We start from the raw sequence: 19,729 nt of genomic DNA, 5'->3' as shown, positions 1-19,729 counted from the left end.
TATGTCAAATGGCCCGGATCACGGCCGCCGGGCGCGCTGGCCCTGCAGGAAGAAGCGGTCCACCGACTTGGCCAGGGCGCGGGCCAGGCGGGCGCGGTATTCGGGCTGGCGCAGGCCGCGTTCCTCGGCCTCGTTGGACAGATAGCCCAGTTCCACCAGCACCGACGGCACGTCCGGCGCCTTCAAGACAGCAAAGCCGGCGAAGCGATGGGTGTTGCCGAGCAGGCTGGTCTCGCGCCCGACCTCCTCGACGATGCCGCCGGCCAGGCTGGCCGAACGGTTCATGGTCTCGCGCTGGGCCAGGTCGAGCAGGATGTTGGCGACCTCGGCGGTCTCGTGCGACAGGTCCAGCCCGGCGATGAGGTCGGCCTTGTTCTCCTTGTCGGCCAGGGCCTGCGCCTCGGAATCCGAGGCGTTCTGTGACAGGGTATAGACCGACAGCCCCTTGAGCTGGGGATTGCCCACCGAATCGGCGTGCAGCGAGATGAACAGGTCGGCGCCGTACTGGCGGGCGATGGCGACCCGCTCGCGCAAACGGATGAAGATGTCGCGATCGCGGGTGAGACGGACCTTGTAGCGGCCGCCCTTCTCGAGCTGTTCCTTCAGCTCGCGGGCCACCGCCAGGGTGATGTACTTCTCGTAGATGCCCGAGATGCCGATGGCGCCGGGATCGACGCCGCCGTGGCCGGGATCGATCACCACCACCGGCTTGCCGTCGGAGGGCAGCGGCTTCGGCCCGCTGTCGCGCTCGGGCTCGGGTTCGGGCCGCGGCGCCGGCAGCGGCACCGAAGCCTTGATGGCGACCGGCGGCGGCTCGGGCGGCGGCACGGCGCGGCCGGGGGCGGCGGCGGGCCGCTCGGCCAAGGGCGGCATCTGGGCCGACAGCATCGGCGCCTGGCTTGGCTTCTGCGGACGAAGCAGGGCCGGGGCCGGCGCCGCCTTGGCGACCGCGACCACAGCGGGCGCCGGCTGGGCCGGGGCGGCCTGGACGGGCACCGAAACGGGCACCGGGGCAGGCGGCGGAGCGGGTGGCGGCTGCACCTCGGGGGAATAGAACACCATGCGGTTGCCGCTGGTGGGGGCGGCGGCGGGCGCCGGCAGGACCGGCACCGGCAACACCGGCGCAGCGGCGGCGACCTTCGGCGCCGGCTGGAGTGCGGCGGGCGGCGGCGGAGGCGCCGGGACGGGCGCCGGCGATGCGGCGGCAAGGAAGGCGGCGCGGCCGACCTCGCGCAGATCCATGACGAAACGCCAGCCCTGGCCGTCGCGCGGCGGAATCACGAAGGCCGACTTGACCACCGCCGGCGTACGCAGGTCCAGCACCAGTTGCCCGCCCGCGGCGGCGGTGGCATAGCTCACCCCCTGCACCGCGCCCAGCGGCTTGCGCACGCCCTCGCCGGCGAGGTCGAGGGCGTCGGTGGTGAGCACCACCCGGTCGGGACCGGCCTGGGTGGCGATGGTGAAAGGCAGGTTGCCCGACAGGTCCATGACGAAGCGGGTGACGCCGTCGGGATGGGCGCCCAGACGCATGCCGCTGACCGTGGTGCGCGCGTCGGCGGCCGCGGCGGCCAGCATCAGCGCCGCCGCGAAGACCGTAAGCGCCACCCTGCGGGCGCGCGATAAGAGCGATCGAACCTCCATTCCCCCATTCTCGCGCGGACTGTTTTAGCGAGTGTTAACAGCTATAACGCAGCCGGAGTCTCAGCTTCAACTGAAAACTCATTGATTCCCATGACTCTTCCGGCCAGATGGCGGCCACACCAACGGCCCACCTCCTTTTCCCACGCCCAAGCACGACAAGATCATTGTCGAAACTTTCGGCTATGGTTATTTTGACAACCCAGGCTCGCTGGAGGAGCGTCCCACCCGGGACGAAAGGCGCGCGTGCCCCGGACGCCCGTATTTGTGACGGGCGCGGTCGGGGTGCGGAGCGTCGATGGCTTCGAAGGCGGCTGTTCGTCAACGATTGTTTTGAAGCCGGGCGCCGACGCCCGCGATCAGGTTCCCGCCCATGCCCGTATTCCCAGCATCGACCGAGGAATCGCCCGCAGGCGCCGCCGGCTTCGCTTGTGCACACTCCCGCCCCGCGACCTCCAGCCACGATCGACCGGGTCTTGCCCGGCCGCGGCTGACGCGGGCGGCGCCACGGAGATCAGGACTTAATGGTCAAGCGTATGCTCATCGATGCCACCCACCCGGAGGAGACCCGGGTGGTCGTGGTCAATGGTACCCGTCTGGAAGAACTGGACGTCGAGACCAGCACCAAGAAACAGATCAAGGGTAACATCTACCTCGCCAAGGTGGTCCGCGTGGAGCCGTCGCTCCAGGCGGCCTTCGTCGATTATGGCGGCAACCGCCACGGCTTCCTCGCCTTCAGCGAGATCCATCCGGACTACTTCCAGATTCCGGTCGCCGACCGCCAGGCGCTGCTGGCCGCCCAGAAGGCGGACGTGATGCACGACACCGACGGCGACGGCGACGGCGAGGCGGACGGCGAGGCCCGGGGCCCGGCGGCCGAAGCCGAAGCCGCCGGGGAAACGCCCGAAGGCACCGAGGAGGCCCCCGAAGGCGAGGGCGACGCCGAGGCGCCCGCCGCCGGAGAGGGCGAGACGGAAGGCGGCGAACGGCCGCGCTCGCGCCGCGGCAAGGGCCGGCCGGTGGAGACCGTGGGCGGCGACGACGCCTCGGAGCAGGAACTCGAGCGCCGCCGCGCCCGCCTGCTGCGCAACTACAAGATCCAGGAAGTCATCAAGCGGCGCCAGATCCTGCTGGTCCAGGTGGTCAAGGAAGAGCGCGGCAACAAGGGTGCGGCGCTGACCACCTACCTGTCGCTGGCCGGCCGCTATTGCGTGCTGATGCCCAACACCGCCCGCGGCGGCGGCGTCAGCCGCAAGATCATCAGCGCCACCGACCGCCGCCGCCTGAAGGCCATCGCCGGCGAGCTGGACTGCCCCGAGGGCATGGCGGTGATCGTGCGCACCGCCGGCTCGGAGCGTTCGAAGACCGAGATCAAGCGCGACTACGAATACCTGCTCAGGGCCTGGGACCAGGTGCGCGAGCTGACCCTGAAGTCGACCGCACCGGCCCTGGTCTACGAGGAAGCCAGCCTGATCAAGCGCTCGATCCGCGACCTCTACGCCCGCGACATCGACGAGGTGCTGGTCGAAGGCGACGAGGGCTACCGGCTGGCCAAGGACTACATGCGCATGCTGACCCCCAGCCATGCCAAGAAGGTCCAGCCCTACAAGGACCCGACCATGCCCATGTTCCACCGCTACCAGGTGGACAGCCAGCTGGACGCCATGCATTCGCCGGTGGTGCAGTTGAAGTCGGGCGGCTACATCGTCATCAGCCAGACCGAGGCGCTGGTCGCCATCGACGTCAATTCCGGCCGCGCCACCCGTGAGCGCCATATCGAGGAGACGGCGTTCAAGACCAATTGCGAAGCCGCCGACGAGGTGGCGCGCCAGTTGCGCCTGCGCGATCTGGCCGGCCTGATCGTCATCGACTTCATCGACATGGAGGAGAACCGCAACAACCACGCGGTGGAACGCCGGCTGAAGGAGGCGCTGAAGAACGACCGCGCCCGCATCCAGGTCGGCAAGATCAGCGCCTTCGGCCTGCTGGAGCTGTCGCGCCAGCGCCTGCGCCCCAGCCTGCAGGAAACCTCGTTCACCCCCTGCCCGCACTGCGCCGGCACCGGCCTCATCCGCTCGGTGGAATCCTCCGCGGTGCACGTGCTGCGCGCCATCGAGGAAGAGGGCATCCGGCGGCGCTCGGCCGAAGTCACCGTCTATGTGCCGTCGCAGATCGCGCTCTACATCCTCAACCAGAAGCGCGACGCCCTGGCCGCCATCGAGGAACGCTACCAGTTCCGCGTCTTCCTGCTGGGCGACGACGAGCTGATCGCTCCCGCCCACCGCATGGAGCGGGTCAAGGCCGAAAGCCGCCCCGAGGAGCCGCGCGTCGCCGCCCCCATCGCCGCCGCCGCCATCGAGGTGGAGGAGGACGAGGACGAGGCCGACGAGGACGAGGATGAAGCCGCCGAGACCCAGGGCGGCGCCGAGGGCGAAGCCGGGGCCGAAAGCGGGGCCGAGAACGGTGCCGAAAGCGCCGAGACCCGCCGTCGCCGGCGGCGGCGTCGGCGGCGGCGCAAGGGCGGCGGCGACCAGCCGTCGCAGCAGGATGCGGCCGCAGACGACGGCGCCGAGGGCGAGGACGAGGCGGAAGCCGAGGCCGAGACCGAGGCCGAGGACGGCGAACCCCGCGAGACCGATGGCGAGGGCGGCGAAACCGACGAGAACGGCGAACGCAAGCGTCGGCGCGGCCGTCGCGGCGGCCGCCGCCGGCGGCGCGGCCGCGAGGACGGCGAGGCCCCGGCGCCCCTGCCGACGGCCCCGCTGGACGCCGTGCCCAGCGGCGACCTGATCTCCAACCGCGATGCCGTCGCCGACGTGTTCGAGCGGGCCGAGGCCGCCGCCGAGGCGGCAGCCGCCCGCGCTGCCGCCGCGCCCGAGGACGGCGAAGGTCAGCCGGCCGCCCGGCCGCCGCGCCGCCGCCGTGCCGCCAGGGCCGAATCGGACGCGCCGGCCGCCGTCGCTGCCGAGGCCGAAATGGTGGCCGAAGAGACGGCCGAGCCGGAAGCCGAGGCCAAGCCGAAGCGGGCCGGCCGCCGCAAGGCCGCCGACGACGTCGCGGCGGAGGCCAAGCCCAGGACCCGTAGCCGCGCCAGGAAGGCGGCGGAGCCGGAGGCCGGGGCCGAGCCCGAGAGCGAAGCGGGTACGGAAGCCAAGCCGAGGCGCGGCCGCCGGGCCAAGCCCGAAGCCGAGCCCGAGGCCGCTCCCGAAGCCGCCCCCGAGCCCGACGCCGCCCCGGTGGCCGTCGAGCCCGAAGCGGCGCCCGAACCGGTGCCCGAACCCGCCGCCGGGTCCGCGGCCGAATCCGCCGCCGAGGAGGCCCCTCCCGCCCCCGCCCATCCGGCGCGCAAGGGCTGGTGGAACAAGCTGCTGTCGTAAAGTCGGTTCATGGCGTCACCCCCGGGGCTTGTCCCGGGGGTCCTCGCGTGGGTGGCCGGGCTTGACCCCATGGGGCGTCGGCACGGTCATTCCGGATCCGTACCCTCATCCTGACGAGCCCCCTTGGGGGCGTCTCGAAGGATGAGGCGGGCCACAGGCGCCGTGCCACGGGCCTTGTCCTTCGAGACGCCGCCTGCGGCGGCTCCTCAGGATGAGGCCCGAATGGGGCGAAGCTCCGGCCATGACGGCTTGACCGACACCATGCTTCGAGAAGACCTCCCATGTCCGCACCGGCCCCGCCCTTCCTGTTCGCCCCCGACATCGAGCGCCTGCCCCGCCCCCGGTTGCGCACCCTGCAACTGGAGCGGCTGCAGCGGGTGCTGGCCCATGCCCACGCCAACGTTCGCCATTACCGCGACGCCTTCGCCGCCGCCGGAGTGGCGCCGGGGGACGTGCGGCAGCTTGAGGACCTGGCGCGCTTTCCCTTCACGGTGAAGGGCGACCTGCGCGACAACTACCCCTTCGGCATGTTCGCGGTGCCGCGCGAGCAGGTGGTGCGCCTGCACGCCAGCTCGGGCACCACCGGCAAGCCCACCGTGGTCGGCTACACCAAGGGCGACATCGACACCTGGGCCGACATCATCGCCCGCTCGCTGGCCTGCGCCGGGGCGCGCCCCGGCGACGTCATGCACAACGCCCTGGGCTACGGCCTGTTCACCGGCGGCCTGGGCTTCCATTACGGCGCCGAGCGGCTGGGCTGCACCGTCACCCCCATGTCGGGCGGCCAGACCGAACGCCAGATCGCCCTGATCCAGGATTTCGGCGCCACCGTGCTGAACGCCACCCCGTCCTATGCCCTCAACCTGGCCGAAGCGGCCGAGCGCATGGGCGTCGACCTGGCCTCGGGACCGCTCCGGGTCGGCGTGTTCGGCGCCGAACCGTGGTCCGAGACCATGCGCGCCGAGTTGGACCGCCGCCTCGGCCTCAAATCCATCGATTCCTACGGCCTCTCGGAGGTGATGGGGCCGGGCGTGGCCATGGAATGCGAATGCCGCCTCGGCCTGCACGGCTGGGAGGATCATTTCCTGTTCGAGATCGTCCACCCCGAGACGCTGGAACCGATGCCCATGGGCGAGGCCGGCGAGCTGGTCATCACCACCCTGACCAAGCAGGCGCTGCCGATGATCCGCTACCGCACCCGCGACATCACCCGGCTGTCGGACGCCCCCTGCCCGTGCGGCCGCACCCACCTGCGCATCCTGCGGGTCACCGGGCGCAACGACGACATGCTGATCATCCGCGGCGTCAACGTCTATCCCAGCCAGATCGAGGCGGTGCTGGTCGGCTTCCCCGGCATCGCGCCGCACTACCAGATGGTGGTGGCGCGCCAGGGCAGCCTCGACCACCTCACCGTCGAGGCCGAGGCGCTGGCCCCGCGCGACGAGGACTCGCGCCAGCACCTGGCCTATCAGGTGCGCCACCACCTGAAGACCATGATCGGCGTCAGTTGCGAGGTCATCGTGCGGCTGCCCGGCGAGCTGCCGCGCAGCCAGGGCAAGGCGGTGCGGGTGCGCGACCTGCGCAAGGAGAACGGCTGAGGACGCCGGCCCGTCCGGGCAATGCATTCCTCTTCCGGTTCGACCGCCAACGGTGGTAGGGTGCCCTCCTTTCGGAGGGGGGCCGTCCCGCCCCGCCCCACCTGGAGAGCGTGAGGAGAGGTCATGTCCGCTGCCGTTCAGGCCAAGTCCGAAACCCGCCTGCTTCTTTCCGGCAACGAGGCCATCGCGCGTGGCGTGTGGGAGTCCGGCTGCAAGGTCGCCGCCGCCTATCCCGGCACCCCGTCGACCGAGATCCTGGAGAACGTCGCCCTCTATCCCGACCTCTACGCCGAATGGTCGGTGAACGAGAAGGTGTCGCTGGAAGTGGCCATCGGCGCCTCCATGTCCGGGGCGCGCGCCTTCTGCGCCATGAAGCATGTGGGCATGAACGTCGCCTCGGACGCCTTCATGACCCAGACCCTGGCCGGCGTGGTCGGCGGGCTGGTCATCGCCGTGGCCGACGATGTCGGCCTGTCGTCGTCGCAGAACGAGCAGGATTCCCGCTTCTGGGGCCGCTTCGCCCACGTCCCGGTGCTGGAGCCGGCGGATTCCCAGGAAGCCCTCGAGATGGTGAAGCTGGCCTTCGACCTGTCCGAGGATTTCAACACGCCCGTCCTGGTGCGCCTGACCACCCGCGTCTGCCACGTCAAGGCCATGGTGACGGTGGGCGATCGCTCCGCCCGCGCCGTCTCGGGCTTCAAGCTCGACGCCCGCCGCTGGGTGATGACCCCGGCCAATGCCAAGGGCATGCTGCCCCGCCAGATCGAGCGCGAGGGCCGGCTGCGCCAGGCGGCCGAGGCCTCGGCGCTGAACGTGGTCGAGCCGGGAACCGACACCCGCATCGGCTTCCTCACCGCCGGTCCCGCCTACATGCACGTGCGCGAGTCGTTCCCCGATTCGCCGGTGATGAAGCTGGGCTTCACCTATCCCCTGCCGGTCGAGGCCATCCGCGCCTTCCGCGCCACGGTGGACCGGCTGGTGGTGGTCGAGGAGACCGAACCGCTGATGGAAGGCGAGCTAAAGGCCGCCGGCATGGCCGACGTGGTCGGCAAGGACATCCTGCCGCGCCTGGGCGAGCTGACCCCCAACGTGCTGATCCCGGCCGTCTACGGCCTGCGCGGCGAGACCCCGCCGGCCGCCGGCACCTATCCCAAGATCGATCCCTTCCCGCGCCCGCCGACCATGTGCGCCGCCTGTCCGCACATGGGCGTCTACTACTCGCTGTCGCGCCTGCGCAAGAAGGTCCAGATCTCGGGCGACATCGGCTGCTATACCCTGGGCGCCGGTGCGCCGTGGAACGCGCTGGACACCACCATCTCCATGGGTGCCTCCATGGGCATCGCGCTGGGCATGGACAAGGCCCGGTCCGAGGAGACCAAGGACAAGGCGGTGATCGCGGTGATCGGCGATTCCACCTTCCTGCACATGGGCATGCAGGGGCTGCTGGACATCGTCTACAACCGCGGCAACGTCACCGCCCTGATCCTCGACAACCGCTCCACCGGCATGACCGGCGGCCAGGACCACGCCGGAACCGGGCGCGACCTGCACGGCGGCGAGGCGCCGCGGGTGGATTTCGCCAAGCTGGTCGAGGCCCTGGGCGTCAAGCCCGAGCGCATCCGCAAGGTCGATCCCTACATGCTGCCGGTGGTGTTCAAGGCCATCAAGGACGAGATCGCGGTGCATGAGCCCTCGGTCATCATCACCGACCGCCCCTGCGTGCTGTCCGAGTTCTACGACCGCTTCAAGCCGTACAAGGTGGTGGACGAGGACTGCACCGGCTGCGGCAACTGCCTCAACGTGGGCTGCCCGGCCATCTTCGTCACCCGCAGCGAGACCAAGACCCGCGCCGACGGCAAGGTCAACGACCTCAAGTTCACCACCATCGACACCGCCATGTGCACCGGCTGCCACATGTGCGTCGATTCCTGCGGCCCCAAGGCCATCATCCCGCTTGCGCCTGTCTCCGCCTAATGACCGAGGAACCCGAGATGAGCAATCCCGCCATCATCACCAACATCCTGGTCTGCGGCATCGGCGGCCAGGGCGTCATGACCGCCGCCGAGATCCTGGCCCAGGCGGCCATCGCCAAGGGCTACGACGTCAAGAAGTCGGAAGTGGCCGGCATGGCCCAGCGCGGCGGCGTGGTCACCAGCCACGTGCGCTTCGGCCGCAAGGTGTGGTCGCCGGTGATCACCCCCGGCACCGCCGACATCCTGGTCGCCTTCGAGGTGGCGGAAGGGGCGCGCTGGGCCGACATGCTGCGCCCCGGCGGCATCGCCATGGTCAACACCATCCGCCTGGCCCCGCCGGTGGTGTCGTCCGGCCTCTACAAGTATCCGGACGACCCGGTGGCGCAGATGCGGGCGGCCGGGGTGACGGTCTACGACTTCGACGCCGGCGCCATCGCCCGCGACCTGGGCGACCTCAAGCTGGTCAACACCGTCATGCTGGGCGCCATCGCCGACTACCTGCCCTTCCCGGCCGCCGACCTGGAAGAGCAGATCGTCGGCCGCTTCCGCGCCCGCAAGCCGCAGATGGTCGAGGTCAACCAGACCGCCTTCGACCGCGGCCGCGCGGCGGCTGCCGACGCCGCCAGGGTCGACGCCGCCGGCTGAACCCCTTTTGCGCAAGCGGACGCTCTGGTAGAGTTGCCGCCGCGCAACCGCCGGGACAGCCGTACATGGCCGAGGACGTGGATTTCTCCGCACTCAGGATTCTGGTCATCGACGACCAGGATTTCGTGCGCACCATCGTCGCCAAGATGCTGGGCCAGATCGGCGTCCCCACGGTCCTCGAGGCCAAGGACGGCGCCTCCGGCTTCGACGTGGTGAAGGCCGAGCGCCCCGACCTGGTGATCTGCGACATCCAGATGCGCCCGATGGACGGCTTCGGCTTCGTGCGCATGCTGCGCGAGGACCCGGGCGCCGCCTCCACCCCGGTGATCCTGCTCACCGCCCATACCGATGCCGCCGGCACCGCCAGGGCCAAGGAGCTGGGGGTGAACGCCATCCTCGCCAAGCCGGTGCTGCCGCCGGCCCTGAAGGAGCGCATCGCGGCGGTGCTGCGAAGGTAGGTCAGAGCTCAGCCTCATTCGGGCCTCACCCTGAGGAGGCTACGGATACTGACTCTCCTGAATCGGCCCGTCGGCCCATCACAGCGCGGCGATGGCCGCCGCTGCCTCTTCGAAGGAGTCCCGCACCGGAGCCATCAGCCGGGCCACGGCTTCGGCGTCGCCGTGGCGGCTGGCGTGGTCCAGTTCGGCGCAGAGCTTGCCGAAGCGGTGGCATCCGGCCGAGGTGGCAGCGCCCTTGGCGCTGTGGGCGGCCTCGCCGACACGGACCAGGTCGCCGGCGGCGATGGCGGCCTCGGCATCGGTGATGAGGGGCCGGGTCGAATCCACGAACAGGCGCAGCAGGTCCTTGGCGTCGGCGGTCACCGACCCGAAAATCTCGCGCATGGGGGCAAGATCGAGCACTGCGGCCGAGCAATCGGCCTTGGTCGCGGCGGCGTCGGCGGGAGGCAGGGCGCCGCCCTCGCCGGAATGGCGCCGCCGCATGCCCGCCGCGCGCGGCAGCAGCTTGCGGATGGTGGCGTCGAGCTGGGCCAGGTCGATGGGCTTGGCCAGGAACGCGTCCATGCCGGTATCGCGGCATTTGCGGACGGTCTCGGGCAGCGCGTCGGCGGTCAGGGCGACGATGGGAATGCGGGTCAGCGTCTGCTCCTCGCGGGCGCGGATGCGCGCCGTCAGCTCGTAGCCGTCCAGTTCGGGCATGTGGCAGTCGGTCAGCAGCAGCCCGAAGTCGCGCACCCGCATGCGCTCCCACGCCTCGAGGCCGTTGCCGACGATCTCGGCGACATAGCCGAGCCGGGCCATCAGCCGCTGCACCACCACCTGGTTGGTCGGGTTGTCCTCGGCCACCAGGATCACCGCCCCGGCGGCGGCGGCTTCGTCCATGGCCGGGGCGATGAAGCTGCCGGCCTCGTCGTTCCCCACCGGGCCGTCCGACTCCAGCGTCGCGCGGCCGGCGGCGGCGGCGACGGTTCGCCACAGCCTGGCGCGGCGAACCGGCTTGGACAGCTTGGCGAACACCGCCTCGCGCTCGCCCTCGCCGGCGGCACTGGAGCGCGTCGACGGGCTCGACAGCGCGACCACCCGCATGGCCGCCTCGTCGCCCGCTGCCGCGACCAGTTCGGCCGCCAGGGCGCCGTGCCGGCGATTACGGTCGTGATCCTCGTCGACCAGCACCGCGTCGTACCACCATCCCGCCAGCCGCGCCGCGCGCACCGCCGCCAGGGCACCCTCGGCCGAGGCCACCGTCGCCACCTGGGCACCGGCAAAGGCCAGGTATTTCTGCAATCCGTCCGCCGCCGCCTCGCCGGCCAGCACCAGCACGGCCGTGCCGGCCAGGTCGGGCGCCGCCTCGTCGGACTCGCCCACCGGCTCGAAGGGCAGGGTGAACCAGAACGTGGAGCCCTCGCCGACGCGGCTGACGACACCGATCTCGCCACCCATCATCGCCACCAGCCGCCGGCAGATGGACAACCCCAGTCCGGTGCCGCCGTAGCGGCGGGTGACGGTGGCGTCGGCCTGGACGAACGGCTCGAACAGGCGGGCCTGGCTTTCCTCGTCCAGGCCGATCCCGGTATCACGGACCGAAAAGCGCCACAGCGCCGGATCGGCGCCCGCATCGGCGGCCTCGGCGGCGATGCGGACATGGCCGCTTTCGGTGAACTTCAGGGCGTTGCCGGCCAGGTTGGTGACGATCTGGCGCAGGCGCACCGGGTCGCCGCGCACCCGTTCGGGCAAAGCGGGATCCACATAGGTCACCAGGGCGATGCCGCGCTCCATGGCCCGCGCCTCGAGCAGTTCGGCCACCGCCTCGACGACGGCCAGGGGCGACATGTCCACCGCCTCCAGCTGCAGCCGGCCCGATTCGATGCGCGAGAAGTCCAGGATGTCGTTGATGATGGCCAGCAAGGTGGTGGCGGAATCGTGGATGACCCGGGCCATCTCCTTCTGCTCGGGGGCGAGCTGCATCTCCTCCAGCAGCTTGGCCATGGTCAGCACGCCGTTCATGGGGGTGCGGATCTCGTGGCTCATGGTGGCGAGGAACTGCGACTTGGCCTGGCTCGCCTCTTCGGCGGCGCGCTTGGCCTCGGCCAGCGCTATGCTGGAGTGATGCAGGCGGGCCATGGCGTCGCGGAACACCACCAGGGCGGCGGCCATCTCGGTGATCTCGTCGTCGCCGGCTTCGGAAACGGTGGCGTCGAACTCGCCGCCGGCGATGCGGCGCATGGAATCGGCCAGGCCGGACAGGCGGCCGACCATGTCGCGGCCGATATAGAGCGAGACGAACAGCAACGGCCCGAAGAAGGTGAGCAGCGCCAGCAGCGCGAGAATTCCCCGTCCCCGCGACAGCACGCGGTCGGCCTCGGCCTCGGTGGCGGCCGCCCGCTCCTGCGCCGCCGCCACCAGATGGCCGGCCGCCTCGGCCATGCGGGCCATCTGGCCGCGACCGGCGGCACCGCCCGCCTGCAGCTGCGCCTCGATGTCGATGCGGCGGCCGCGCAGCTCGAAATGGTTGCCGGAGCCGCTTCCCAGCGCGGCCAGGGCGCTGGCGGCCACCGCGAGGCGCGCGTCCAGCCGCCGCAGGACCTCGGTTTCGGCCTCGACGTCCTTGATGGCCGCCTCGAACTGCGCACGCACGTCGGCAAGGGTTGCCGGATCGGTGGCAACCGCGACCTGTCGCAGGGGCTGCACCGCGACATCGAGCAGAACGACCGCCCGCTCGCCGCCGTACTCGGCCACCAGCGCCTGGATCGAGCCGTCGATGTCGGCCAGGGCCTCCTCGCTTTCGGCGAAGCGGGCCGCCTCGCGCAGGGATTGCCCGGCCAGGGTGTTGATGGTGTCGAGGTTCCCGGCGATGGCAATGTTCAGCCGGTGCAGCTCGGCCAGCTGGGCCGGGTCCGCCGTCCCGCTTCCCAGCCGGTCGATGGTGTCGCTCACCACTCCGCTTTGATTGCGCAGCACGGCATAGGCGGCCTCGCGCTCGACCTGGCTGCGGGCACCGTCGAGGCCGGGCGCGGCGGCGGCCAGCCGGGCGGTCGCCTCGGCCAGCTGGAGCGAGGCCGAGAGCCGGGGCAGGCTGTCATGGGTGACCGCGGTCAGCAGCCGCTCCATGTGCCCGTAGCCGATCCACGCCAGCACGCCGGACAGCGACACCATCGCCGCCACCGTGCCCACGGCCAGCAGCAACTTGGTCCGGATGCCCAGGCGCCATCGCGGACGGCGGACGTCCTTGTCCGGCGGCGACAGATACACGATTCCCGCCCTCCCCCTCAGGCCGAAGCGCAATCATGACCGAACCCGATCAGATCGGAAAGCCCGCCTTTTCCAGGCGCTTGACCAGTCCGTCCTCGGCGTCCGGGGACAGATCAACCAGCGGCGGGCGGGTCATGCGCCAGCTCTGGTCGCCGCTGGCCCGCGCCACCAGCGCCTTCAGCGCGGCGATCAGGGGAAAGTCCTGGGTGGCGACGCGGAAGGCGGTCAGCGCCTCCTGCAGGCCGGCCGCCTCGGGCTCGCGCCAGCGGCGGTACAGCTCGACCATGGCGGCGCCGTTGACGTTGGCGTTGGCCGAGATGCACCCGGCGCCGCCCGCCCGCAGCACCGCCAGCATCAGGGATTCGCTGCCGGAAAACACGTCGAGGCCGGGGAAGCTGCGGATCATGGCTTCCATGTTGGCGAGGTCGCCTGAGCTGTCCTTCAGCCCGGCGATGCTGGCCGGATAGGCCTTGCGCAGCCGGGCCACCAGCGACGCGGTGATGGGGACCTGGCTCTGGCGCGGGAAATGGTAGAGATAGAGTTTGAGGCGGTCGGAGCCGACCCGCTCGATCACCTCGGCATAGGCGCGGTACACGCCGTCCTCGGTGACGGTCTTGAAGTAGAAGGGCGGCAGCACCAGCACCCCGGCGCAGCCCAGATCGGCGGCGTGGCGGCACAGCTCGACGGTGTCGCTGAGGGCGCAGGTGCCGGTGCCCGGCAGCACCCGGTCCATGGCGATCCCTGCCTCGGCCAGGGCATCCATCAGGGCGAGGCGCTCGGGCGCCGACAGGGACGGCCCCTCGCTGGTGGTGCCGAACGGAGCCAGCCCGATGTCGAGACCGACCAGCACGCGGCAGAAGGCGACGAAGCGCTTGGGATCGGGGGCGAGGGTGCGGTCGAACGGAGTGAGCACCGGCGCCAGCACGCCCTTGATCCGTCCGTCCTGCCTGATCGCGGCCATTGCCCGTGTGCTCCGTCCAAGGCACCATCCCCGCGGTGACACCATACCGGACCGCAGCCGCCATGCCCAGCCTTGCCGCACCCGATCCCGTCCGTGCCGGCCTGCTGCGGCTGTTCGCCGCGGCGGTGGCGGCGGCCATGCCCGAGCGCTGCCTGCCCGCCCACCTGCCGCCGGCGCCGGCCGGCCGACTGGTGGTGGTGGGCGCCGGCAAGGCCGCCGCCGCCATGGCCCGGGTGGTCGAGGGCCATTACGGCGGCAAGGCCGAAGGGCTGGTGGTCACCCGCTACGGCCACGCGACCGCCTGCGACCGCATCGCGGTGGTCGAGGCCGGCCACCCGCTGCCCGACCAGGCCGGCACAACGGCGGCGGAACGCATTCTTGAAATGGTGCGCGGCCTGGGGCCGGACGATCGGGTGCTGTTCCTGGCCTCGGGCGGCGGTTCGGCGCTGCTGGCGCTGCCCGCCCCCGGCCTGACCCTGGCCGACAAGCGCGCCGTCACCGCCGCGCTGCTGCGCTCGGGCGCCGCCATCGCCGAGATCAACACGGTGCGCCGCCACCTCTCGGCCATCAAGGGCGGCCGGCTGGCGGCGGCGGCCTTCCCGGCGCCCATGCTCACCCTGGCCATATCCGACGTGCCCGGCGACGACGTCGCCGCCATCGCCTCGGGTCCCGGCGTGGCCGATGCCACCACCGCCGCCGATGCCCTGGCGGTGCTGGAACGCTACCGCGTCGCCGCGCCGCCGGCGGTGTTCCGCCACCTGGGCAGCGGCGACGAGACCCCCAAGCCCGGCGATCCCCGCCTGAGCGGCGCCGGCGCGGTGATCGTCGCCGGCGCCGCCGACGCGCTGCAGGCGGCGGCGCGCGAGGCCGAAATCCTCGGCTGGCGGCCGGTGGTGCTGGGCGATGCCATCGAGGGCGAGGCGCGCGCGGTCGCATGCTCCATGGCCGCCCAGGCCCGCACCGTCACCGGGAAACGGCCGACGGTGCTGCTGTCGGGCGGCGAAACCTCGGTCACCATGTCCGGATCCGGGCGCGGCGGCCGCAACGGCGAATTCCTGCTGGCCCTGGCCCTGGCGCTGGAGGGGGCGCCGAACATCCACGCTTTGGCCTGCGACAGCGACGGCATCGACGGCAGCGAGGACAATGCCGGCGCGCTCGTCGCCCCCGACACCCTGGCCCGCGCCCGCGCCCTCGGCCTCGACCCGGCGGCGATGCTGGCGGCCAACGATTCCTATCCGCTGTTCGCCGCCCTGGGCGACCTGGTGATCACCGGGCCGACCCGCACCAACGTCAACGACATCCGCGCCATCCTGGTGGAGTAGCCGCCGGCCTTCATCAGCCGAGCACCACCATCTTGCCGTGCTCGGCCGCCCGGTAGGCGTCGCCGATGCCCAGCACGGTCAACGAGGCGGCGAACATGCGCGGGTCGCAGGCATTGTCGGCGAACATGTCCCAGTGGCAAGGGAAGGCTTGGCGGGCGCCGACCCGCTTGACCAGCTCCGCCGCCTGCCAGTGCGACAGGTTGGCGTAGCCGCCGTTGATGGGCACGGCGACGACGTCCGGGGCGTGGACGCGCCCCGAGTCCGCCAGCAGGTCGCACCAGGCGGTGTCGCCGACGATCCAGAACCTGGGCGAGCCGGGGGCCGAGACCACCACCCCCATATGGGTGAGGTCGGTGGTGTCGGTGGGCAGGGCGAAGGTGCCGGCCAACGTCAGGTCGCCGACCTGGAAGGCGTCGCCCGGCCAGGCCAGCCGGCGCCGGTCCTCGGCGATGCCGGCGGCGGCGAACACCGCTTGCGTCGCCGGCGGCCCGGCGAAGGCGGCGACCCGGCCCGATTCCGCCATGGCCGGCAACCCCTCGGGATCGGCGTGATCCTTGTGCGCGTGGGTGCACAGCACCACATCGGCGGCCAGTTCGCCGGGCGCGATGGCGACCGGCACCCGGCGGCGCAGGTCGAGCCCGCGCCGCGACGGATGGCAGCTGTCGGTCAGATAGGGATCGACCGCCAGCACCCGTCCGCCCGGCGACTTGACGATCCAGCCGTTCTGGCCAAGGAACCATACGGCCAGATTTGCCGGCGGAACGGTCGCCGCCTGAATGTCGGCCATCAGGCCCATAGCATACCTCGCTGCATTTCGACACCATAACTAATGATTTATATGTTGCATTTTGCAACAGGCCAATGGCGGCGCGCCGAATACACAAAATGCTTTTGCCGTGCCCCGAAATTGTTTATATAAGAACATTATCAAGTTTTCGCGAGCGGCCACGAGAGCCGAAGTGCGACGACCGGCATCAGACCGGCCGCGGCCGCTCCTTCATACACTCGATCGGAACCGCCATGCCACCGGCCATCGCCAAGCTCACCCCCGCCACCCTCAAGACCCTGGCGCTGGGGGCTCTCAGCCTTGCCCTCTACATCCTGCTCTTCTCGTTCGAGGAGACCGTCCTGCAGCTCAGCACAGGCGGCGGCATGGGCTTCCTGGTGCCCATCGCCATCGCCTTCCTCTTCTCCTTCGTCCACGGCGCCTTCACCGGCGGTTTCTGGGACATGCTGGGACTGAAGGCCAACACCCGCAAGGAGCCGAAGCGTTGGAACAAGTAGCCAATTTCATCCCGCTCGACGCGGCGGGCCTGACCGGCCTGTTCCTGGTCGGCTTCGTCGGCGGACTGGTGTCCGGCTTCATCGGTTCGGGCGGCGCCTTCGTGCTGACGCCGGCGATGATGAGCATGGGCGTGCCCGGCATCGTGGCGGTGGCCAGCAACATGTGCCACAAGTTCCCCAAGGCCCTGGTCGGCGCCTACAAGCGCGCCAAGTACGGCCAGGTGGACGTCAAGCTGGGCCTGGTGATGGGCGTCTCGGCCGAGGCCGGGGTGCTGGTCGGCGCCCAGGTGCAGCAGAACATCAAGACCGCCTTCGGCGATGTCGGCTCCAACCTCTACGTCTCGGCGATCTTCGTGATCACCCTGGCCATCGTCGGGTCATTCGTGCTGCGCGACGCCATCAAGCAGTACCGCATGGGCCCCGCCGGCAACGACGAGAAGGCCGGCCGCCTGGCGCTGTGGGTGCAGTCCATCAACATCCCCGGCACCATGGTCTACTTCAAGAGCATCAACGCCAAGGTGTCGGTGCTGATCACCATTCCCATGGGCTTCGCCACCGGCATGCTGGCCGCGACCATCGCGGTGGGCGGCTTCATCGGCGTGCCGTCCATGATGTACGTGCTGGGCGTGCCCAGCCTGATGGCCTCGGCCACCGAGCTGGTGATCGCCTTCGTCATGGGCCTGGGCGGAACCATCAAGTTCGCCCTGTCGGGCTATGTGGACATCCGCCTGGCCATGATCATCCTGGCCGGCTCGCTGTTCGGCATCCAGATCGGCGCCATCGGCACCACCTACGTCAAGCCCTACATGGTCAAGATGGTGATGGGCCTGATCATGGTCACCGTGCTGTTCAGCCGGCTGTTCGTGATCCCCGTCTACATGGCCCAGCTGGACATGATCGGCGCGCTCGAGCACGGCACCATGGTGGCGCTGCAGACCGCCAGCTTCTGGATCATGGTGTTCGCCCTGGTGATGGGCGCGGGGGTGATTTTGCGTGCGCTGTGGAGCGGTATGCGCGAAAGTGTGAGTGCGGCCTGACGACCTCGGGGAGGAACCCATGACCCAGCTTTCGCCCATCGGCCGGTTCGACCGCATCCTGCTGGCCACCGACGGATCCGAATTCAGCGCCGGCGCCGAGCGCGTCGCCATCGCCATGTGCGCCAAGGGCAAGGCCGCCCTGACCGCCATGACCTCGGTGATGGGGCGGTCCGACCCCGACGGCATCGGCACCGACCATCTGGAACGGGCCGAGGCCGCCGCCACCGCGGTGCTCGAGACTGTCGACGCCGCCGCCACCGCCGCCGGCATCACCTGCTCCAAGGTGCTGCGGTTCGGCGACGATCCCTACATGGAGATCCTGGCGGAAGCCGAGGACTCCAACATCGACGCCATCGTCGTCGGGCGGCGCGGCAAGCGCGGCCTGGCCCGCCTGATGCTGGGCGACGCCACCGCCAAGGTCATCGGCGGCGCCAAGTGTTCGGTGATGGTGGTGCCGAAGGCGGCAGAGATGTGGAGCCGGCGGGTGCTGCTGGCCACCGACGGCTCGCGCTCCAGCGACGCCGCCGCCATCGCCGCCGCCGCCATCGCCAAGTGCTGCGGCACGCCGGTGACGGTGATGTCGGTGCAGGTGCCGCACCACACCCGGGACCGCCAGGACGAGGCCGGCCCCATCATCGACCGCGTGGTGTCGCTGCTGCGCCAGGACGGTGTCGATGCCGACGGCATGGTCGCCCAGGGCCTGCCGCACGAGGCCATCGCCGCCGCCGCCGCGGCCACCGGCGCCGACCTCATCGTCATGGGCAGCCACGGCCGCACCGGCCTGGGCCGCCTGCTGCTGGGCAGCAACTCGCAGAAGGTGATCGGCGAGGCCGCCTGCCCGGTGCTGGTCGCCAAAGGGGTTTGAACCCGGACGCGCAACGCCGTAGAAACACGGCGTGAGCGCGCCCCCTTCCTCCCCCACCGCAATCATCGGCGCCGGCCCGGCCGGACTGATGGCCGCCGAAGCCCTGGCCGCCGCCGGCCACGCCGTGGCCGTGTACGATTCCATGGCCTCGCCGGCCCGCAAGTTCCTGCGCGCCGGCATCGGCGGCCTCAACCTCACCCATTCCGAACCCTTCGAGGCCTTCCTCGGCCGCTACGGCGCCGCCGCCGGGCCGCTTCGCCCCATGCTCGCGGCGTTCGGCCCCGAGGCGGTGCGGACCTGGGCGGCGGGGCTGGGCATCGACACCTTCGTCGGCTCCTCCGGCCGGGTGTTTCCGGTCGGCATGAAGGCGGCGCCGCTGCTGCGCGCCTGGCTGCGCCGCCTCGACGCCCGGGGCGTGCGGCTGTATCCGCGCCACCGCTGGCTGGGTTGGGACGGACAGGGGCGCCACCTTTTCGCCACCCCCGACGGCCAGCGCACGGTCGATGCCCCCGCCACCGTGCTGGCCCTGGGCGGTGCGAGTTGGCCCCGCCTGGGCTCGGACGGCGGCTGGCGCTCCATCCTGGAAGCGCGCGGCATCGCCGTGGCGCCGTTCCAGCCGGCCAATTGCGGCTTCGACGCCGACTGGAGCGCCCATTTCGCCCAGCGCCACGCCGGCGCCGCGCTCAAGCCGGTGGTGCTGTCCTTCGCCGGGCGCTCCCTGCGCGGCGAGATGGTGGTCACCCGCACCGGCATCGAGGGCGGTGCCGTCTATGCCCTCTCCGCCGCCCTGCGCGACGCCATCGCCGCCAGCCATGGCGCAACCCTGAACGTGGACCTGCGCCCCGACTGGGATCTGGCGCGGCTGCAGGCGGCGCTGGCCCGCCCGCGCGGCAGCCGATCGCTGTCCACCCACCTGGAGCGCACCGCCGGCCTCAGGGGCGCCGCCGCCGGGCTGCTGCGCGAGGTGCTGGACGCGGACACGCTGGCCGCGCCCTGGCGTTTGGCGGCGGCGGTCAAGGCGCTGCCGCTGCGGCTGCTGCGGCCGCGCCCCCTGGCCGAGGCCATCAGCACCGCCGGCGGCGTCGACTTCGCCGAGCTGGACGACGGGCTGATGCTGCACCGCCTGCCCGGGACCTTCGTGGCGGGAGAGATGCTGGACTGGGAGGCGCCGACCGGCGGCTACCTCCTCACCGCCAGCCTCGCCACCGGCCGGCGGGCCGGGCTCGCCGCCGCGAAATGGATGAGCGGCTAGCCTGAAAACCTGCAACACCCACCGTCGTCATGGCCGGGCTTGACCCACGGCTGTCCGGTTTAGGGTCCGT

Annotated in this window: 14 protein-coding genes; 10 read left to right on the top strand and 4 right to left on the bottom strand. The window is 71.1% G+C overall.

Going from position 1 to position 19,729, the window contains the following annotated elements:
* Positions 1 to 18 precede the first annotated feature (18 nt).
* Positions 19 to 1,605, bottom strand: coding sequence for an N-acetylmuramoyl-L-alanine amidase (locus MTBUT4_RS10145; protein ID WP_371737770.1), 1,587 nt, complete (start codon positions 1,603 to 1,605; stop codon positions 19 to 21).
* 557 nt (positions 1,606 to 2,162) lie between these two features.
* On the opposite strand from MTBUT4_RS10145, the gene MTBUT4_RS10140 reads away from it, so the two are divergent.
* The 5 genes from MTBUT4_RS10140 to MTBUT4_RS10120 all read left to right on the top strand — a co-directional run bounded on the left by MTBUT4_RS10140 (position 2,163) and on the right by MTBUT4_RS10120 (position 9,689).
* On the top strand, positions 2,163 to 5,015 hold the full coding sequence (locus tag MTBUT4_RS10140; protein WP_173979573.1) for a ribonuclease E/G: 2,853 nt from the start codon (positions 2,163 to 2,165) through the stop codon (positions 5,013 to 5,015).
* Positions 5,016 to 5,296: 281 nt separating this feature from the next.
* Entirely contained in the window at positions 5,297 to 6,613 is a 1,317-nt protein-coding gene (locus MTBUT4_RS10135; RefSeq protein ID WP_173979572.1) for a phenylacetate--CoA ligase, read from the top strand.
* Between the two features lie 123 nt (positions 6,614 to 6,736).
* A complete protein-coding gene (locus tag MTBUT4_RS10130; protein ID WP_173979571.1) occupies positions 6,737 to 8,587 on the top strand; it encodes a thiamine pyrophosphate-dependent enzyme in 1,851 nt (616 codons plus the stop codon).
* Positions 8,588 to 8,604: 17 nt separating this feature from the next.
* Positions 8,605 to 9,231 carry an indolepyruvate oxidoreductase subunit beta gene (locus MTBUT4_RS10125; RefSeq protein ID WP_173979570.1) on the top strand — a complete coding sequence of 209 codons (627 nt, stop codon included), beginning with the start codon at positions 8,605 to 8,607 and terminating at the stop codon, positions 9,229 to 9,231.
* 65 nt (positions 9,232 to 9,296) lie between these two features.
* The gene (locus MTBUT4_RS10120) at positions 9,297 to 9,689 is read left to right on the top strand and encodes a response regulator (protein WP_173979569.1); all 393 of its coding nucleotides are present in this window, start codon (positions 9,297 to 9,299) and stop codon (positions 9,687 to 9,689) included.
* Between the two features lie 78 nt (positions 9,690 to 9,767).
* On the opposite strand, the gene MTBUT4_RS10115 is transcribed toward MTBUT4_RS10120, so the two are convergent.
* Positions 9,768 to 12,938 carry an ATP-binding protein gene (locus MTBUT4_RS10115; protein WP_254434809.1) on the bottom strand — a complete coding sequence of 1,057 codons (3,171 nt, stop codon included), beginning with the start codon at positions 12,936 to 12,938 and terminating at the stop codon, positions 9,768 to 9,770.
* A gap of 49 nt (positions 12,939 to 12,987) precedes the next feature.
* Entirely contained in the window at positions 12,988 to 13,899 is a 912-nt protein-coding gene (locus tag MTBUT4_RS10110; protein WP_173979568.1) for a dihydrodipicolinate synthase family protein, read from the bottom strand.
* A 62-nt stretch (positions 13,900 to 13,961) separates the two neighbouring features.
* On the opposite strand from MTBUT4_RS10110, the gene MTBUT4_RS10105 reads away from it, so the two are divergent.
* The gene (locus MTBUT4_RS10105; RefSeq protein ID WP_173979567.1) at positions 13,962 to 15,221 is read left to right on the top strand and encodes a glycerate kinase; all 1,260 of its coding nucleotides are present in this window, start codon (positions 13,962 to 13,964) and stop codon (positions 15,219 to 15,221) included.
* Between the two features lie 13 nt (positions 15,222 to 15,234).
* Here MTBUT4_RS10105 and MTBUT4_RS10100 read toward each other — a convergent pair whose 3' ends face one another.
* Complete coding sequence (locus MTBUT4_RS10100; RefSeq protein WP_254434808.1) at positions 15,235 to 16,008, bottom strand: MBL fold metallo-hydrolase; 774 nt, start codon at positions 16,006 to 16,008, stop codon at positions 15,235 to 15,237.
* A gap of 233 nt (positions 16,009 to 16,241) precedes the next feature.
* Here MTBUT4_RS10100 and MTBUT4_RS10095 point away from each other — a divergent pair, with 233 nt between their 5' ends.
* Genes MTBUT4_RS10095 through MTBUT4_RS10080 form a run of 4 tightly spaced genes read left to right on the top strand, consistent with a single transcriptional unit; the run spans position 16,242 to position 19,659 of the window.
* Positions 16,242 to 16,505 (top strand): hypothetical protein, encoded by a 264-nt coding sequence (locus tag MTBUT4_RS10095; RefSeq protein WP_173979565.1) that lies wholly within the window; start codon positions 16,242 to 16,244, stop codon positions 16,503 to 16,505.
* Complete coding sequence (locus MTBUT4_RS10090) at positions 16,493 to 17,542, top strand: sulfite exporter TauE/SafE family protein (protein ID WP_217424146.1); 1,050 nt, start codon at positions 16,493 to 16,495, stop codon at positions 17,540 to 17,542. Before MTBUT4_RS10095 ends, MTBUT4_RS10090 begins: the two co-directional genes overlap by 13 nt.
* A gap of 19 nt (positions 17,543 to 17,561) precedes the next feature.
* Positions 17,562 to 18,407: a universal stress protein gene (locus tag MTBUT4_RS10085; protein WP_173979564.1), complete on the top strand. Its 846-nt coding sequence runs from the start codon at positions 17,562 to 17,564 to the stop codon at positions 18,405 to 18,407.
* A 31-nt stretch (positions 18,408 to 18,438) separates the two neighbouring features.
* Entirely contained in the window at positions 18,439 to 19,659 is a 1,221-nt protein-coding gene (locus MTBUT4_RS10080; RefSeq protein WP_256367240.1) for a TIGR03862 family flavoprotein, read from the top strand.
* Positions 19,660 to 19,729: the final 70 nt, after the last annotated feature.

The sequence above is a fragment of the Magnetospirillum sp. UT-4 genome, assembly GCF_902729435.1.
In the GTDB taxonomy this organism is placed as follows: Bacteria; Pseudomonadota; Alphaproteobacteria; order Rhodospirillales; family Magnetospirillaceae; genus Magnetospirillum.
This window is presented reverse-complemented; position numbering and strand designations above follow the sequence as displayed.

Excerpts from the sequence above, each read along its gene's own strand:
- MTBUT4_RS10085 (WP_173979564.1), top strand. The coding sequence starts at position 17,562 with ATGACCCAGCTTTCGCCCATCGGCCGGTTCGACCGCATCCTGCTGGCC.
- MTBUT4_RS10135 (WP_173979572.1), top strand. The coding sequence starts at position 5,297 with ATGTCCGCACCGGCCCCGCCCTTCCTGTTCGCCCCCGACATCGAGCGC.
- MTBUT4_RS10125 (WP_173979570.1), top strand. The coding sequence starts at position 8,605 with ATGAGCAATCCCGCCATCATCACCAACATCCTGGTCTGCGGCATCGGC.
- MTBUT4_RS10100 (WP_254434808.1), bottom strand. The coding sequence starts at position 16,008 with ATGGCCGACATTCAGGCGGCGACCGTTCCGCCGGCAAATCTGGCCGTA.
- MTBUT4_RS10105 (WP_173979567.1), top strand. The coding sequence starts at position 13,962 with ATGCCCAGCCTTGCCGCACCCGATCCCGTCCGTGCCGGCCTGCTGCGG.
- MTBUT4_RS10110 (WP_173979568.1), bottom strand. The coding sequence starts at position 13,899 with ATGGCCGCGATCAGGCAGGACGGACGGATCAAGGGCGTGCTGGCGCCG.
- MTBUT4_RS10095 (WP_173979565.1), top strand. The coding sequence starts at position 16,242 with ATGCCACCGGCCATCGCCAAGCTCACCCCCGCCACCCTCAAGACCCTG.
- MTBUT4_RS10140 (WP_173979573.1), top strand. The coding sequence starts at position 2,163 with ATGGTCAAGCGTATGCTCATCGATGCCACCCACCCGGAGGAGACCCGG.
- MTBUT4_RS10120 (WP_173979569.1), top strand. The coding sequence starts at position 9,297 with ATGGCCGAGGACGTGGATTTCTCCGCACTCAGGATTCTGGTCATCGAC.
- MTBUT4_RS10130 (WP_173979571.1), top strand. The coding sequence starts at position 6,737 with ATGTCCGCTGCCGTTCAGGCCAAGTCCGAAACCCGCCTGCTTCTTTCC.